The organism is Limnohabitans sp. T6-5 (genome assembly GCF_003063315.1).
In the GTDB taxonomy this organism is placed as follows: domain Bacteria; phylum Pseudomonadota; class Gammaproteobacteria; order Burkholderiales; family Burkholderiaceae_C; genus Limnohabitans_A.
Window position 1 is genome coordinate 514,810 of sequence record NZ_NERV01000002.1, and the last position, 17,028, is coordinate 531,837.

A 17,028-nucleotide genomic window follows, 5' to 3' on the forward strand; every position below is an offset into this window, starting at 1 on the left:
ATGGTCAGTCCCTCATCCAGTCATTCAGCCAGTCCAACAGCCATCTCCGGCAAGTTGCATGCATCCGCATTACCGCCGGTGATGGTGGCCACTGCAAGCGATGTGGCCGGGCAGGCCGACACCCTGGCAAGAGCACGCGCCTTTGCCGAATCCTTGATCGCCAGCGAGTCGCTGGATACCGGTGAAAACGTCCTGTCGCATGCCGATGCTGTGGCAGGCATTCTGGCGGAGATCGGCGGGTCGGGTTTCATGCAGGCAGCCAGCTACCTGGTCTATGCCTGCCCGCACCTGAACAAGCCGGAAGAGGTGATCGCCAAAGCCTTTGATCCCAACCTGGCCCAATTGGCCATGCACACCAACCAGCTGGTGCATGTGCAACGCCTGTCGCGAGCGGCCGAGACCAGCGCCCAATTGGTGGACGACCCCAAGCTTCAGACCGAAAACGTGCGCAAGATGCTGCTGGCCTTCAGCCGCGATTTGCGTGTGGTCATGCTGCGCCTGGCCTCGCGCATGCAAACCCTGCGCCACTACGCCGCCACCAAACTGCCGGTGCCCCCGGCCTTGGCCCGGGAGTCTTTGCAGGTGTTTGCCCCCTTGGCCAACCGTTTGGGTATCTGGCAAATCAAGTGGGAGCTGGAAGACCTGTCTTTCCGTTTTCTCGAGCCAGTGACTTACAAAGAGATTGCCAAACTCCTCGATGAAAAACGGGTAGAGCGCGAAAAGTACATGGTCGAGTTGCGCCAGCGCATGCAGCAGGAACTGGCCGAGCAAGGCGTCCATGCCACGGTGGAAGGCCGCCCAAAACACATTTACAGCATCGTGCGCAAAATGCGTGGCAAGTCGCTCTCGTTTGACCGGGTATTTGACATCCGAGCCCTGCGCGTGGTCGTGCCTGGCGTCTCCGATTGCTACCAGGTGCTCAGCTGGGTACATGAACACTTTTCGCCGATACCTGAAGAGTTTGACGACTACATCGCCAAACCCAAGGCCAATGGCTACCAATCGCTGCACACCGTGGTGCGCGACGTGGATGGTCGGCCGATCGAAGTCCAGATCCGCACACAGGCCATGCACGACCATGCTGAGCACGGTGTAGCGGCACACTGGGCCTACAAGGAGGCAGGCGCCAAAGGCTATGCCGGGGTTTCAGCCACCAGCGACTATGACGCGAAGATCGCCGTGCTTCGGCAGCTGCTGGCCTGGGAGCGCGACCTCTCTGGCGCTGCCAATGCTCAGGGCTTGTTCGATGACCGCATCTATGTGCTCACCCCCGATGCTGCGGTGGTTGAGTTGCCACAGGGCGCCACGCCGATTGATTTTGCCTACACCGTGCACACCAATTTGGGGCATCGCTGCCGAGGGGCCAAGGTCGATGGCGCCATGGTGCCGCTGAACACCCCCCTGGCCAATGGTCAAACTGTGGAAGTCACAGCCATCAAGGAAGGCGGCCCATCACGCGATTGGCTCAACCCCGAGTTGGGATACCTGGCCAGCCACCGTGCGCGCGCCAAAGTCCGGGCCTGGTTCAATGCGCAAATCAGCAGCGAAAACATTGCACGCGGCCGTGAGGCGGTCGAAAAACTGCTGCAACGTGAAGGCCGCACAGCCATGCGCCTGGAAGACCTGGCCAGCCAATTGGGCTTCAAGTCGGCAGACGGTCTGTTTGAGGTGGTGGGCAAAGACGAATATTCGCTGCGCAACATCGAGGTATTGCTCAAACCGCCAGAACCTGCGCTCACGCCCGATGAAATCGTCTTGCGCAAATCGCGTGGCAGCCGCAACAAATCCCCTTCGGGCGTGCTCGTCGTGGGCGTGGACTCTTTGCTCACGCAACTGTCCCGTTGCTGCAAACCTGCCCCACCTGACGCCATCCAGGGCTTTGTGACCCGAGGCAAGGGGGTCTGCATTCATCGGCAAGATTGCAGCAACTTTCGCGAACTGACCAGGCGCAATCCGGAACGTGTGATCGAAGTTCGTTGGGGCGAGCGCAAACCCGGACCCGATGCATCGGTCTATCCCGTCGATGTGGCGGTCGAGGCGATTGACCGCCAAGGCTTGCTGCGTGACATTTCAGAAGTTTTTTCCAAAGAAAAGATGAATGTCATTGGCGTGCAAACCCAGTCCATCAAAGGCATGGCCTGGATGACCTTCACGGTCGAAATTTCAGACTCGGCCTTGCTCACCAAGGTACTTGGCAGTGTGCGGGGCGTCAAAGGTGTGCGCCATGCCCGAAGACGCTGATTAAAAGTGCTTCAATCTTTCAACCCAGCTTAGAAACACGAAAAATCACTGCTATAATTCAAGTCTCTTAGGCGCGTAGCTCAGTTGGTTAGAGCACCACCTTGACATGGTGGGGGTCGCTAGTTCGAATCTAGTCGCGCCTACCAAATTTGGTAGGAATTAAAAAGCACTTCGCGGAAACGCCAAGTGCTTTTTTTATGTTCTGGTTGCGCGGCTTTCTTCAAGCCACGCAGATCATGAGGGAAAAGTCAGCCGACAAATTCACGGCTTTCGATCGCACCACCTCTCGCCGCTTAGCACTTCTAAAGATGCTGGGCTCTTCATCCGCCGATCTACAAGACTGGCACGAAGCCCCTAAAATCACCGCAATTCAAAATTCCCACACCCCCCGCCTCCTCAGCGGGGGGTGCTTTGCTTTTTTCAATCGCGTCTGTCATGCAACTTCCAAGTCTTTCTACCGGCAAACGATTCACCCTGCCCCGCCCTGCTGGGTCAGCCGATGCGGTCTTGCTGGCCCAACTGGCCGAGCGCGAGAAAAAAACAGGCAAGTTGACCGCGATCGTCACCAGCGACGCGGCAGACGCCCAGCGCCTGATGGACGAGCTGGTGTTTTTTGCACCCGATCTGCGTTGCGTGATGTTCCCCGACTGGGAAACTCTGCCGTATGACACCTTCTCGCCGCACCAGGACTTGATCTCAGAGCGGCTCGCCACGCTCTGGCGCATCAAGCAGCGCAACCATGCCGAGAGCGCCGACGTGGTACTGGTGCCCGCCACCACCGCGCTGTACCGGCTGGCGCCACCGTCTTTTTTGGCGGGCTACACCTTTGAATTCAAGGTCAAGCAAAAACTCGACGAAGCGCAGCTCAAGGCCCAACTGACCTTGGCGGGCTACTCGCATGTGAGCCAGGTGGTCAGCCCTGGCGAATACGCGGTGCGCGGCGGCTTGATTGATTTGTTCCCCATGGGCTCGTTGGTGCCTTACCGGGTGGACCTGTTCGACGACGAAATCGACAGCATCCGCACTTTTGACCCCGACAGCCAGCGCAGCCTCTACCCCGTGCCCGAGGTGCGCCTGCTGCCCGGGCGCGAGTTTCCGATGGACGAGACAGCGCGTGCGCGATTCAGGAGCCGCTGGCGCGAACTGCTCGAAGGCGACCCGACCAAAAGCCGCATTTACAAAGACATGGGCAACGGCGTGGCCACGGCGGGCATCGAGTACTACCTGCCACTGTTTTTTGAAGAAACCGCCACGGTGTTCGACTACCTGGGCGCAGGTCAAGCGGATGCCGCCACGGTGGTGCTGCATGGCGATTTGGAACCGGCCTTCCAGCGCTTTTGGCAAGACACCAAAGACCGCTACCGTTTGGTTCAAGGCGACCCTGAGCGGCCTGTGCTGCCGCCCGAATCGCTGTTTTTGAGCGCCGAGCAGTTCTACACGCTGACCAACGGTCATGCGCAACTGGCACTGCGCTCAGGCACCAGCGATGTGGCGGACAACGCCCTTGCCCAAACCCTGCCCGAGCTGACGGTGGTGCGCGGTGCCGAAGATCCGCTGTCGCGACTGCAGGCGCACATCCGCAGCAGTGCCAGCCGCGTGCTGATCCTGGCCGAGAGCGATGGCCGACGGGAGAGCCTGCTCGACTTCGTGCGCTCCAGCGGCCTCACGCCCCCCGTCTTTGACAGCCTCGAAGATTTTTTGACCGGCGACGAAAAGGTTGGCATGGCCACCGCTGCACTGGTCAGCGGTTTCCATTGGTTCGAGCACAACATCGACCTGGTCACCGAAACCGAACTCTTCGCGGCTGGGGCGGTCACCCGCCGCCGCAAAAAACAGGAACAGGTCAGCGACGTTGAAGCGCTGATCAAAGACCTGAGCGAGCTGAATGTGGGCGACCCGGTGGTGCACAGTGCCCACGGCATTGGCCGATACCGGGGTCTGGTCAACATGGACATGGGCCAGAAAAACCCCGACGGCACGCCCGCCTTGCAAGAGTTTTTGCACTTGGAATACGCCGACCAGGCCACGCTCTATGTGCCCGTGAGCCAGTTGCAGCTGATTGGCCGCTACACAGGCGTGAGCGCCGACGAAGCGCCCCTGCACAAACTGGGCTCTGGCCAATGGGAAAAAGCCAAACGCCGCGCCGCCGAGCAAGTGCGCGACGCCGCTGCCGAGTTGCTCAACATCTATGCAAGACGCGCAGCCCGAGAAGGCCACCCTTTCCGCTACAGCCCACAAGACTACGAAACCTTTGCCAACGACTTTGGCTTTGAAGAAACCGCCGACCAAAAGGCGGCCATCCACTGCGTGATTCAAGACATGATCAGCCCCCGCCCCATGGACCGCTTGGTCTGCGGCGATGTGGGTTTTGGCAAGACCGAAGTGGCGCTGCGTGCCGCCTTTGTGGCCGTCACGGGCGGCAAACAAGTCGCCCTGCTGGCACCCACCACGCTGCTGGCCGAGCAGCACTACCAGACGCTCAAAGACCGCTTTGCCAAATGGCCTGTCAAGGTGGCCGAAGTCTCGCGCTTTCGTTCGGGCAAAGAAGTCACCGCCGCCCTCAAAGGCCTTGCCGACGGCACGGTGGACATCGTGGTGGGCACACACAAGCTGCTCAGCGAATCGACCAAATTCCACGACTTGGGCCTGCTCATCATCGACGAGGAACACCGCTTTGGCGTGCGCCACAAAGAGGCCATGAAAGGCCTGCGGGCCGAGGTCGATGTACTCACACTCACCGCCACGCCCATCCCCCGCACCATGGGCATGGCTTTGGAGGGCCTGCGCGATTTGAGCGTGATTGCCACTGCGCCGCAACGTCGCCTGGCCATCAAGACCTTTGTGCGCAACGAAGGCACGGGCGTGATCCGCGAGGCGGTGCTGCGCGAACTCAAGCGCGGCGGCCAGTGCTACTTTTTGCACAACGAGGTCGAGACCATCGAGAACCGCAAGCAAAAGCTCGAAGAGATCCTGCCCGAAGCCCGCATCGCCGTGGCCCACGGCCAAATGCCCGAGCGGGAGCTGGAGCGCGTGATGCGCGACTTTGTGGCCCAGCGCTACAACATCTTGCTGTGCTCGACCATCATCGAGACCGGCATCGACGTGCCCACGGCCAACACCATCGTCATCAGCCGCGCCGACAAATTTGGCCTGGCCCAGCTGCACCAGCTGCGCGGGCGTGTGGGCCGTTCGCACCACCAAGCCTATGCGTATTTGATGGTGCCTGAGATCGAAGGCCTGACCAAACAAGCGGCCCAGCGGCTGGATGCGATCCAGCAGATGGAAGAGCTGGGCAGCGGCTTTTACCTGGCCATGCACGACCTGGAGATCCGCGGCGCGGGCGAGGTACTGGGAGAAAACCAGAGTGGCAACATGCTCGAAGTGGGTTTTCAGCTCTACAACGAAATGCTGTCCGAAGCGGTGCGCAGCCTCAAAGCAGGCAAAGAGCCCGATTTGCTCAGCCCCCTGTCGGTCACCACCGACATCAACCTGCACGCCCCCGCCCTGCTGCCCAACGACTACTGCGGCGACGTGCACCTGCGCCTGTCTTTCTACAAAAAGCTGGCCACCGCCAAAACCAGCGACCAGATCGACGCCCTGCTCGAAGAGCTGGTCGACCGCTTTGGCAAACTGCCCCCTCAAGCGCAAACGCTGGTGGATGTGCACCGCCTGCGCGTGCTGACCCAGCCCTATGGCGTCATCAAGGTCGACGCCGCGCCGGGCGTCATCCAGATCACCTTCAAGCCCAACCCACCCGTGGACCCCATGGCCATCATTGGTTTGATCCAGAAAAACAAACACATTAAGCTGGCGGGCAACGACAAAATTCGCATCGAACGCGAACTGCCCGACCCGAAAGCGCGAGCGCAGATGGTGCGGGATGTGTTGCGGAGTTTGGGGCAGCCGAAGGTAGAGGCTTCGGCGGCTTGAGGCTTTTAGCCTCTGTTACGAGGCCAGCGGCAGCTCGTTGAGCTCTGCCCTGGCCTCTCGCCATGTCGGGTAATGCAAATCCAGCAGCGCCGCAAAGCGCTCGCTGTGGGTCGGCTCTAGCAAGTGAGCCATTTCGTGAACGACCACGTATTCCAGCAAATCCTTGGGCTTTTTCACCAACTCTGTGTTGAGCCGGATATTGCCCGCCGCGTGGTTGCAGCTGCCCCATTGCGTTTTCATGCGCTGCAAAAAGTAACCCGACACCTGCACGCCTAGACGCGGCTGCCATTTGGCGATCAAGCCCGGCACCACATCGTGCAACAGCCGCTTGCGCCACTCGTGCAGCACTTCGGCGCGTTTGGCTGCATCGCTGCCCGGGCGCACATGCAAGGTGATGCGTTTGTGGTCCAACGTTACAAAGGCCTTGCCCTCCCCTTCAACGACATTCAACAAATGACGCCGACCCCACAGGTAATGGCTTTCGCGCTCCACATACTGGCGTGGGGTTTCCCGGGCCTGGGCACCCAGCGTGGCTTGTTGCTGCCGAATCCAACCCAAGCGCGTGATGGCATAAGCCCGCACCACCTCGGGCCGGGTTCCTAGCGGGGCCACCAGAGACACCTGTCCATCTGGCGGGTGCACCGTCAAATGCACGTTCATGATGGCCTTGAACGTCACCGAGATCGTGATGTCACCCAGCTCGATCACATCGGTCATCAATAACCCGCTTGGTTTTTGACGATGTCAAACACGGCCAAAGTCGCCTCGCGACCCTTTCCCAGTGTTCGGTGGATGGTGTTGAGCACCACGCTTTCTTTGACCTGGTCACCGCGCCAGCCCGCAGGGGCTTGTGCTTTGATGGCAATGTCCAGGCGCAAGGCCATTTGTGCACGCTCATCGCCATATTCCGGCCTTGGCTCTGCCGCCTGCAACCCTTCCTCATCCGCTTGCAGGATGTTGATCAAGTTGTTGTAGAGCACCGTCGCTTCGCGGTTGCCCTGCAAGGCTTGCGGCAAACCCGTATCTGATTGGCCTTTGGCCAACTTCTTCACCAGCACCTCTGCATTGAGCAAGAACGCTTCATAAGCCTCGGTATCGTCACGCTTTTGCTTGATCAGATCGTCCAACAACTTGGACATCTGGTCGTAAAAACGCGGGTCGGTCAGACGGTCGCGAATGATGGTTTTTCGCACGTTGTTGATGATGCCCTCGGCAATCGAATCCCGAGACGCCTTGCCCTTGGCATTGAGCTTTTGGGCAATCGCGTCGTGAATGCCGGTTTTGATGATCAAGTCGGTCAACGACAAGGTTTCCAGGTCACCCAGCACATGAGCCGAATCGGCCTGAATGTAGGTATTGATCAAGTGCCGCATGTCGGCCTCGTAAGGCTTGATGTCAAACTCTTCGCCCGAGTGCATTTTGATGGCCTCACGCACCTCGGCGTAAAAGTCAGCCTCTTTTTGCAAGGCCTGCACATCGGCAGGCGAGTAGCCAGCCTCGGCCAAGTTTTGCGCCAAATCGGCATAGGCCCGCACAAAGGTGGAGACAGATTTGTAAAACGTGATGCGCAGCGGCTCGGTGTTGGTCAGCGCCTCGGAGTCGCTGGCGTGGCCACAAAAGTAGTGAATGAACTGCTCAATGTCTTTGGGCGAAGACACGGGCGCACACAAATAGCTCAACGCCTCGCGTGCCGCATCCAGCTTCGCTTTGCCTTCTTTGAGCCAGTCTTTCACGATCACGTTGCCGTCATCGCCATCGGTGTCGTCAATGTCCAACTCGTCAGAGGTGTAGACCGCAATCGCGTTTTGCACATTCTGGAACAACTCTTTGTAGTCAACGATGTGGCCGTAATCCTTGTCCTCACCATCCAGGCGGTTGGTGCGGCAAATGGCCTGAAAGAGGTTGTGGTCCCGCAGTTCGTTGTCCAGATAAATGTAGGTGCAGCTGGGCGCATCAAAACCCGTGAGCAGCTTGCTCACCACAATCAACAGCTTCAGGTTGGCAGGCTCATCGATGAAGCGGCGCTTCATCTCGTCTTCGTACTGCTTGGTCGTCTGGTCTTTGGCCAGCACATGCTGTGTGTAGGTGTCGAACTTGTAACGCTCATCGCTCTTGGGCGGTTCACGAGAAATCGCGTTGTGGTTAGGCTGGTACGAAGTGATGATGCCGCAGTAATCACCAAAGCTCGTATTCCTGCACAAGCGCAAATAGTGACAGGCGTCGTAAATGGACGCCGCCACCAAAATGGCGGTGCCCCGATTGTTGTCCAGTCGGGGCTTCACGCCAAAGTCGTGAATGATGTCTGCCACGATGCGGCCCTTGCGCTCACCCGCGCTCATCAAGCTTTCCATCGTCGCCCAGTGACGGCGCAACTCCGACTTTTTGTAATTGTTCAGCCCACGGGTCTTGGTTTCAAACCAATCGTCCACCGCCTTTTTGTTGGTCAGCTGCTGGGGCACCGTGCGGGCTTCGTATTTCAGGTCCAGCACCACCTTGTCTTCCACCGCTTGGTGAAACTTGTAGGTGTGGATGTAGGTGCCAAACACATCGCGTGTGGTTTGCTTGTCTTTGCGCAGCAACGGCGTGCCGGTGAAGCCAATGAACACGGCCGACGACATCCAGCGCTTCATCTGCTTGTTCATGTCGCCGCCCTGGGTGCGGTGGCATTCGTCCACAAACACATAAAAGCGGCCCTTCACGGGCGGCGGGTCGCCCTTCAGGTCGGCGGCATCAAACTTGTGGATCAAGGCGCACATCAACCTGGGCGCAGGCTGGGACAGCATGTCTACCAACTCGCGGCGGCTGGTGATTCGTGGTGACGGTGCATCCGCACTGATTACCCCAGCGTTTTTCATCACCCCGGTGATCTGCTTGTCCAGCTCGTCCCGGTCGGTCACGATCAGCACCCGCGCATCGGGCTCGTTTTCCAAAATCCACTTGGCCAGCAGCACCATCAAAATGCTCTTGCCGCTGCCCTGGGTGTGCCAGATCACACCGCCCTCGCGCATCTTGATGCGCAACTGCGCCGCCTTGATGCCCTCGTATTGGTGCAGGCGCGGCACCTTCTTTTGGCCCGCGTCAAACACCACAAAATTGCGCATCAAATCCAGCAAACGAGTGGGCTCGCACATTTGCGCCAAAGGCTCATCCAACAAACTGCCAGCGGCCAAATCGCTGGCCGCACCCGGCATGCCCAGGGGGTGGTGCTTCCACTCCACATAAAACTTCTCTGGCGTTCCCGCCGTGCCATAGCGCAAGCCCTGCGAATCGTTGCCCGCCAAAGTCAGCTGCACCGTGCTGAAAAAGCCTTGGTTAAAGATCGCCTCCTGGTTGGTGTTGAGCTGGCGAATGCCATCGGCCACCTCCACAGAGCCGCGCTTGAGCTCCAGCACCACCACGGCCATGCCGTTGATGTACAGCACCACGTCAGGGCGACGTTCGTGACCACCTTTGAGCGTGACCTCTTGGGCCAAACCAAAGTCATTGGCCTGCGGGTTGGCCCAGTCAATCAGGTGCACAGTCTCGTGCGCAGCGCCTGCAGCCACCTGCACGGGTACGCCGTAGCGCAGCAGCTGGTAAGTGCGCAAATTGGCCTGGTACAGCGTGATGCCCGTCACATCGGTTACTGCTTGCAACTTGGTCAAGGCCTGCGAAATATGAGCCGCTGAATAACCCCGCTTTTGCAGGCTGGCACGCAACAGGTCCAACTCAACACAGCGGTTGCCGTCGCGCTGGCTCCAGTCGCCCAAATAGGCGTAACCCAAGCCACCTTGGGCCACAGGCCGGGTGATGCGCTCGACCAAGCGGTTTTGAGTGACGCGCTCGGGCCGCAATGCTGTGCTCATGCAGACATCCTTTTTTATTCAATTTTTAAGTTGGGCGTTTCTCGCAGCAGGGATCAAGGCAATGCAGCTTGAACAGCGCTTTCAAACTGTGCGGCTTGACTGCACAACGCTTTAACTTGACTCCAATATTGGTGAATAGCATCTGCCTTGGCTCGGTATCCAGGAACACTTTTCTTGACCTTCAGCTGCTTTGGTAAGTACCCCAAGGAATCCTCTAAAGCCAGATTGCATTCCACGTTACTCAACAACGCATGAGTGGAAGGCAGCACCGCAGCCGCCAACCAAGCTCCTGTAGATTGAGCAGGTAAGCACACGACTGTTTTAGATCCCAATACAGCAGGATTGAGCCAGCCCATCAGTACAGCTTGCAGCGCCACGCATGTTGCAGCGACAGGTGGGCATGGCTGACTACAAGGCAATCTTGGCCAATTCTTGTTCGCAGCTATGGCTTCAACAGTCTCCCCACAATCGGCGTAATTTTGGTGAGCAACATCTGTGTCTAAATGGATGATCAACAAATCGAAGTTTTTCAGCAACGGGTCATCATCCAATGATCCCGTGTAACGCTGAGCCGTGGCCACGCACCATTTCAAGACACCGCCCCACCCACCGCCAAAAGAGGGGCTTGTGACCTCTGGTTGCAACTGAGTCAAGATAAAAGTTTGTGGACCAAGAACCGCTTTCAATGCAGCTTCTATGAGCACGTAATCTGTTGGCCCCTCCGCCACCAAGGCAATGCGCAAATCAGACATTGGGCACCGCTCCTAAATTGCCCATCATCCAAAGGCGCGATAGCGGATAGTTTTGATTCAGCGCCGTCAGTTCTGGAGTCATTTCCAACCGACGAATGCACGTCAAGCCATTGCTGTTGCGCTCCACCACAAAAAGGCGAATCTCAGGATCGGTCAAATCCAAGCCGTCCAACACCGCTGGGTTGTGCGCAGTGAAAAGCATTTGCCGATCTTCTCCGCCAGCACGCAACCAACCCGAAAGCCTGCGCACCAAACTTGAAACCAACCGCGGATTCAGCGCCTGATCCAAGTTGTCAATGGCAAACAAGGAAGGTGACTTGTAAGCCAGGCACAGCACAGCACAAAAAATCACATACAAAGCGCCCTCACTGGCGTCATAAGCTGTCAACTCGTTTCGACTCTTCATCATGAAACGATCGGTAAATTTCAGCATCACTTTGGTGCGGGGCACCTTGGGTGACAGCAAACCTGCACCGTGACTTGTGGATTGAACATCCGCAACCCAATCGATCAGCTCCAAGACTTCATCCAGCACGCCGCTAGGGTCATCAAAAAATCGTCTCTGGATATCTTCAAATCCCTCAGCCAATTGACCGCCGCTGAGCCCCACTGGATCACGGGCTTGAAGGTCAGGGCTGATGCCTCGCAACGTAGGTGTGTTGGGGCAATAAATGGCATAGTTTTGCAAACACTGCATCAATTTGGCTGCAGGATTATCTGACGCCACATCAACCAACTTCAATGCGGCAAGGCCTGCTTGAGGATTAAGGTTTTTCTTGTTGCGCACACCGTCAGAAACGATGTCATTTTGTCCATCACTCAAAAACTCTGTTTTAAATGACCAGGCAGGTTCAGGTGCATCCAATGGATTGAGAAGTGACACGCGGTAAGTCTCCGCTTGCCCGCCTTGCGCTGAAACACCAATGTGCGCAGGTGTGCGCTCTGAGGCAAACGAACTTTTGAACAACCGAGGCAACCCAGCACGCACACCACGCCGCATCAGCGCTTCATCGTCCACGACCCCATTGGCCGCAGCACCAAGGACTCCAATAGCTTCGAGCACATTGCTTTTACCCACACCGTTGGCACCAATAAAACAATTCAATCTGCCCAACGATAACTCTTGCGAATGAACGGACTTGAAACCGTCTATTTGAATGGTTCGGATCATGAGTAAACCTGTCGATTAAAAGTTTTATCTATTTTCGGAAAATTACTTGCCATTTTGCCAGCACACCCTGCTGGCAAGCGCACGCATCACCTGTGCATGATAAGCACCAGTTTTACCCATATTAAGCTGGTCCGTTGGCATCGCCATCTCGAGCCAAGGCCCTGCCAGCTGCAGTCAGCCGGTATTTTTGGTTGCGGCTTTGCGGCTTGTCGGGGATGGTCATTTCCACCAAGCCCGTGGTCACTGCGGCCTGCTGGTAACTTTCACGGAAGTGTTTTTCATCCTTGAGACCCAGACTGGCCATAAGCTCGGCCCGACTCATCTCCCCAACCAACACTTGCAGCAATCGCCCAACTTCGGGGGTGACTTCGGGGGTGACTTCGGGGGCGACTTCGGGGGTGACTTCGGTAGAAACCACCGAAGCAGCCACCGTCCGCCAAACCACCGCCCGAAACTGGTTGATTTCTGGCTCATCCACCAAATCAATTTGGGGCCAAGCGTTCAGTGCCCGGGGCACGCCCGTGCCCATGCCACGGTAGGGCAAGATATGCGCCGCGTGCTCGGCCAGCACCTGGTTGCGGCGGTTGGACACACCCGTACGGATTTGCTCGGGCGTCAGGCTGTCGGGCAAATGGCCGGGGCTGATGATCTCTACCCGGTCGGAGAACACAAACAGCCGAATGGTGGCGCTGACCAAAAAGTCGCGGTGCACCAAGGCGTTCACCAGCAGCTCCACCAAAGCCTCTTCGGGCAGCTCCAACTGGCCCAGCGTGTTAAAGCCCCTGCCCGCCTGAACCTTGTGCAAGCTGCGCTTGATGAAAGCCATGCCCCGCTCAAACTGCTCGTCCAGCGGGCCGTCGATGTTTTCGCTGTCCAGGTAGCGCGTGTCGCCCAAATGCGTACCCGGAAACCACACTGCGCCCATCTGGCACACCGGCAGCAGCCGCTGCGGGTGCTTGCCAAACAGCAGCACGCCCGCCAAGTTGGGCACACCACCGTGCGCCAGTTGCAGGTTTTCCATCAGCTGGGCCACGGACAAGCCTGCTGCGCTCAGGCTTTGGCCATAGCGCCGCTCGAAGTAGCGGCCAAAGGCCCGCTCGTCGATGTCGGCCACCGTGGCGTTGCGCACCGGCACCTGGTCGGCCTGCAGCAGCCCGCCGCGCTGGAACATGCGCTGCATTTCTTCACGCGCCGTCACATGGCGCTTGTCGGCCCCGCTTTTCACCCACACACGGCCTTGCAGGTCCATATATGGTTTGTTCAGCCCATCGGGCACCGACACCACCAGCACCAAGCCTTGGGCGGTTTGCACGTTGTGGGTTTGCGGGTGCAGCGGCGGGCGCACATGCTGGCTGGCCGCGTTACTGATCAGCTGGTTCAAACGCCGCACATCGGCCGCATTCAGCCCGGCTATGCTGCCGTCATCAGCCACACCCAAAAACACCGTGCCCCCGCCGCTATTGGCCAACGCAGCCAGCTCGGCCGCCATGCCGTCGGCATTGGTGGCATCGCGCTTGAACTGGTGGTGGCTGTCTTCGCAACGGGCCAACGCTTGCTGGAGGTCGGTTTCGGTCATGTGAATCAGTCTGTTGAATGTCTTGGCTTAGTTCATGCACAGCAACGATCAATCGTCCATGCTTTTTTCATAAACGTATTGGCAATATCCGCAAAGACCATCATTGAACTGATCATCTAAACCAAGCGAAGTCTCGCATCGAATGCATTCAGTGAATTCAAGCTCATCTTCGCAAGCAACACAGCAGTTTTCTTCAAAGATGTAGGTGTCTTTGAAGCAATGCGGACACTTTCCGTAAGGTGAATCACCACCATCTTTAATCGCATGATGTGCGGCGCCTGAAAGCAAGTCACTTATGCACTCTTCAATTACCTCCTCAAACTGGAAGTCATGACTGCAGGATTTGCAACGAAGCCCGATATCTGGGTAGGTATCCGTTTCATTTGTTGACTCAATCAGCGAGGAATGGCAAGCGGGACAGCGTAATTCTTTGAGCGCATCCTCAACAGTCGAATATTTCCAATTAATTTTCTGGATGCTTTCGTGGCAAGCCTTCTCCTCTGCCGCGTAGACATCATTGGTTTCTAACAAGGCACTCCAGCAGTCAACGCCAAACAATTCAATTGGATCTTCATCCAGCGCACTCACCGCAAAGTCACGCAGAATTAAAAACGACTTGGCAACGATCTCACGGACCGCGTCCGGTGATCTGTCGGTGTAGTAATGCTCCAAATCATTTCGCAGCTTAGTTATCTCATTCAAACGCTTCCAGTCAACAACCACATTCAGGCTGGATAAGCGTTCTTCAATCTGTAAAACATCAACCGTTTTCTTGCCCCTGCCCTTGAACACAACAGTTCCATCTGCCAACTGTTCAGGAAGAATTTCTTTTTTGATCAGCAGCTCTTTGTCGTGGGCGGGTGACAACTCACAGAGTTTTTCCTTCATCAAAAGCAACATACCAGCGACGATGTTGCGCAATGCGGATACCTGCCGTCTTTGATCTGTACTCTGAAAGTCTTCAACCCCGATTTGAATGGAGTCGATTGCATTTTGAAGAATAGACACGTATTTCTTTCGTTCAGACCAAGCGAGTTCGACCAGTCAGAAGCACTTGCATCATCCCCTGCTTGAGTTCACGGGTTTTGGCAAGGCGGTCTTTGAGTGCTGAGAGCGCTAGATCCATATCAGAAAGGACTGTAGTGATGGCAGTTTGCTCCTCTATGCTTGGCACTCCTACCTCTATGCTCGATAGTGCAAGCGCGCTGATGTGAACGACAGCATCGCCCTGCCCAAGATTAGATTTCTGGCGCACGACCGCGGGTGTATTCAAGAGGTAGCCAAAGAATGATGGGTTACCGCTTCGAAGACGCAAGATCACGATGTCGCCGCCGGCATAGGCCTCCATCGGTAACGCCATTGCAACGCATTTCCCAATTTCGGCTTTGGTTTCACCAGATCCTGCGAACAGCAAATCGCCTTTTTGGATGCGCGTTGCTTTTGCTGCAACTTGCGGAGATATGCGTGAATGAAATGTTCGCACCACGTCGCTATGAACGGTATAAATCTCACCGTATCGAACGCATGGAAGCTCACCCGACATTGCTTCATCACGTTTGACACCACTGCCTTTTAAAAATGTACCTAACTGCACGAGCTGTCGCAGCTCCCACTCCCCACTGAACCCCGGCAAGCGGGTTTGGCCGGTGAGGAGTTGTTGCATGGCGGCTTGTTTGAGGTCGCGCTTTTTGGCGATCAGTTTTTCCAGTCCGGCGATCAGGGCATCGAGGTCTGAAATGGCTAGGCCAATTGCAAGTTGCTCTTGACGCGGCGGAACCGGTATTGGCATTCCTCGCAAAGTGCTTGCGTTCACATTCTTTTGTGCTCCGCCGATTTGACTCTGCTCAAAAAATTTTTTTCCAAACTCAGAGTTTATGTAATGGCACAAAAACAAACTATCAATCGCATCTTTTTTGGGACGAGTGATGAGTGTCGTAAAACTCTGGGATTGGTCATACTGAGCAGGAACTATGGCGGTCACACCCGGGTATCCAGTCCGCATCGTGACTAAATCACCAGTGCGCAGCCGCTTATTTCGAAAAGCGGCCTCGTATTCTGGGGTGATAAACAACAAATCACTGTCTTCCAAATATCCGGATTTAATATTCTGATTGCGAAACATTGGTATGCCCTTAGCGCGATACGCATGGGTAGCAGCACTTGCAATACCAACCATTATTTTTTCGGCTAAAGACGAGAGCGTCGCAACTTGCCATACTTCTCGAACCATCACTTCCATATAACCCCCATTCGCTTGAGGTGCACTCCCACCTTCACCGACCCCGCTTCCACTTCACCAGCCAACGCAGGCAGCGTCGTGGCGTAGCGCTCGGCCAGCTCGCGGATGCGGCGGGTCAGGGTTTGGCTCACGCGGTCCAGCTCGGCTTGCAGGCTGGAGCACAGGCTGGGGCTGTGTTCAATTGTCATGCCCGTCCCCTGAGCCAAAGTCGATTTGCAATTCGGATTCGATTTCTTCCACCGTAGGCAGGCTGGTCTTGAACTCGTCAGGCAAAGCTTGCTGGAGTTGCTGCATCCAGTTGGCCACGCCCATGGGTTTGGTGTGGCCTGACAGGGCGTACTCGACCAGTGTTTTATTTTTGTTCTTCACCAGCAGCAAGCCAATGGTGGGTTTGTCGTCTTGGTGGCGCAGCAGGTCGTCCACAGCTTTCAGGTAGATATTGAGCTGGCTAACGTGACTTGGCTCAAATTCACCTGCCTTGAGTTCGACAACGACATAGCAACGCAAATGCAGGTGGTAGAACAAAAGATCAAGGTAAAAGTCACGCCCACCCAGTTCAAGGTGCACTTGCTTACCCACAAAGGCAAAGCCTTGCCCCAGTTCCAGCAGGAAATGCTGGATGTGATCCACCAGTTTTTGCTCCAACTCGGCTTCGCGGCGCAGTGGGGCTGTGCCTAAAAAGTCAAACAGGTAGGGGTCTTTGAAGGCTTGCGCGGCCATGTCAGATTCAGCAGGCGGCAGCGCAACAGCAAAGTTGTGTGACGCGCTGCCTTGGCGTGCGTGCCATTGCGATTCAATTTGCAACGCCAGAACGTCTTTGCTCATACCTTGGGCAATGGCTTTTTCTGCGTACCAAAGGCGCTGCTCGGGCGTGTCCAGCTTCTCCAGCAGGATGAGGTTGCTTCGCCAAGGTAATTGTGCAACGGTGCGTTGCACAATTGCTCGCTCGGGCCATGCGCTGGCAAAGCTGCGCATGTATTTGAGGTTGCGGGGCGAAAAACCGCTCATCTGCGGAAAAGCTTGCTTGAGATCGTGCGAAAGCCGGTCAATGACACGCGTGCCCCAGCCTTGGGCTTCTTGCTTGTTAAGGATGGCTCGCCCAATGTCCCAATACAGCAAGACCAACGCAGCGTTGGCGGACATGACCATACGGACACGTTCTTGCGCCACAAGCTGCTTGATATGAAGCAACCAAGTGCCATAGTCAGCCGGCATTTGGCTCACCCCTTCGGCCACGGGGAGTTGCACATCGGGAAGCTTGCGCCCCCTGTTTT

General features: G+C 56.7%; 11 protein-coding genes and 1 tRNA gene. 3 read left to right on the forward strand and 9 right to left on the reverse strand.

The window, feature by feature from the left end; all coding sequences use genetic code 11:
- The 3 genes from B9Z51_RS08020 to mfd all read left to right on the forward strand — a co-directional run bounded on the left by B9Z51_RS08020 (position 1) and on the right by mfd (position 6,171).
- On the forward strand, positions 1-2,241 hold the full coding sequence (locus tag B9Z51_RS08020; RefSeq protein ID WP_199227485.1) for a bifunctional (p)ppGpp synthetase/guanosine-3',5'-bis(diphosphate) 3'-pyrophosphohydrolase: 2,241 nt from the start codon (positions 1-3) through the stop codon (positions 2,239-2,241).
- A gap of 69 nt (positions 2,242-2,310) precedes the next feature.
- Positions 2,311-2,387: transfer RNA gene (locus B9Z51_RS08025), tRNA-Val, on the forward strand.
- A gap of 289 nt (positions 2,388-2,676) precedes the next feature.
- Entirely contained in the window at positions 2,677-6,171 is a 3,495-nt protein-coding gene (gene mfd, locus B9Z51_RS08030; RefSeq protein WP_108373501.1) for a transcription-repair coupling factor, read from the forward strand.
- A 15-nt stretch (positions 6,172-6,186) separates the two neighbouring features.
- Here the strand turns inward: mfd and B9Z51_RS08035 are convergent, their stop codons facing one another.
- The 9 genes from B9Z51_RS08035 to B9Z51_RS08075 all read right to left on the reverse strand — a co-directional run bounded on the left by B9Z51_RS08035 (position 6,187) and on the right by B9Z51_RS08075 (position 17,002).
- The gene (locus B9Z51_RS08035) at positions 6,187-6,888 is read right to left on the reverse strand and encodes a M48 family metallopeptidase (protein ID WP_108373502.1); all 702 of its coding nucleotides are present in this window, start codon (positions 6,886-6,888) and stop codon (positions 6,187-6,189) included.
- The gene (locus B9Z51_RS08040; protein ID WP_108373504.1) at positions 6,888-10,016 is read right to left on the reverse strand and encodes a type I restriction endonuclease subunit R; all 3,129 of its coding nucleotides are present in this window, start codon (positions 10,014-10,016) and stop codon (positions 6,888-6,890) included. The genes B9Z51_RS08035 and B9Z51_RS08040 overlap by 1 nt, the downstream gene beginning before the upstream one ends.
- 53 nt (positions 10,017-10,069) lie before the next feature.
- On the reverse strand, positions 10,070-10,768 hold the full coding sequence (locus B9Z51_RS08045; protein WP_108373506.1) for a hypothetical protein: 699 nt from the start codon (positions 10,766-10,768) through the stop codon (positions 10,070-10,072).
- Positions 10,761-11,939 (reverse strand): AAA family ATPase, encoded by a 1,179-nt coding sequence (locus tag B9Z51_RS08050; protein WP_108373508.1) that lies wholly within the window; start codon positions 11,937-11,939, stop codon positions 10,761-10,763. The genes B9Z51_RS08045 and B9Z51_RS08050 overlap by 8 nt, the downstream gene beginning before the upstream one ends.
- Before the next feature lie 121 nt (positions 11,940-12,060).
- Positions 12,061-13,515 (reverse strand): Fic family protein, encoded by a 1,455-nt coding sequence (locus B9Z51_RS08055; RefSeq protein ID WP_108373510.1) that lies wholly within the window; start codon positions 13,513-13,515, stop codon positions 12,061-12,063.
- A gap of 48 nt (positions 13,516-13,563) precedes the next feature.
- Positions 13,564-14,523 (reverse strand): hypothetical protein, encoded by a 960-nt coding sequence (locus B9Z51_RS18395; protein WP_158272850.1) that lies wholly within the window; start codon positions 14,521-14,523, stop codon positions 13,564-13,566.
- A gap of 13 nt (positions 14,524-14,536) precedes the next feature.
- Positions 14,537-15,754: a restriction endonuclease subunit S gene (locus B9Z51_RS08065; RefSeq protein WP_108373512.1), complete on the reverse strand. Its 1,218-nt coding sequence runs from the start codon at positions 15,752-15,754 to the stop codon at positions 14,537-14,539.
- Complete coding sequence (locus B9Z51_RS08070) at positions 15,745-15,942, reverse strand: hypothetical protein (protein WP_108373514.1); 198 nt, start codon at positions 15,940-15,942, stop codon at positions 15,745-15,747. The genes B9Z51_RS08065 and B9Z51_RS08070 overlap by 10 nt, the downstream gene beginning before the upstream one ends.
- Complete coding sequence (locus B9Z51_RS08075; protein ID WP_233254882.1) at positions 15,932-17,002, reverse strand: YhcG family protein; 1,071 nt, start codon at positions 17,000-17,002, stop codon at positions 15,932-15,934. Before B9Z51_RS08075 ends, B9Z51_RS08070 begins: the two co-directional genes overlap by 11 nt.
- Between the last annotated feature and the right edge of the window lie 26 nt (positions 17,003-17,028).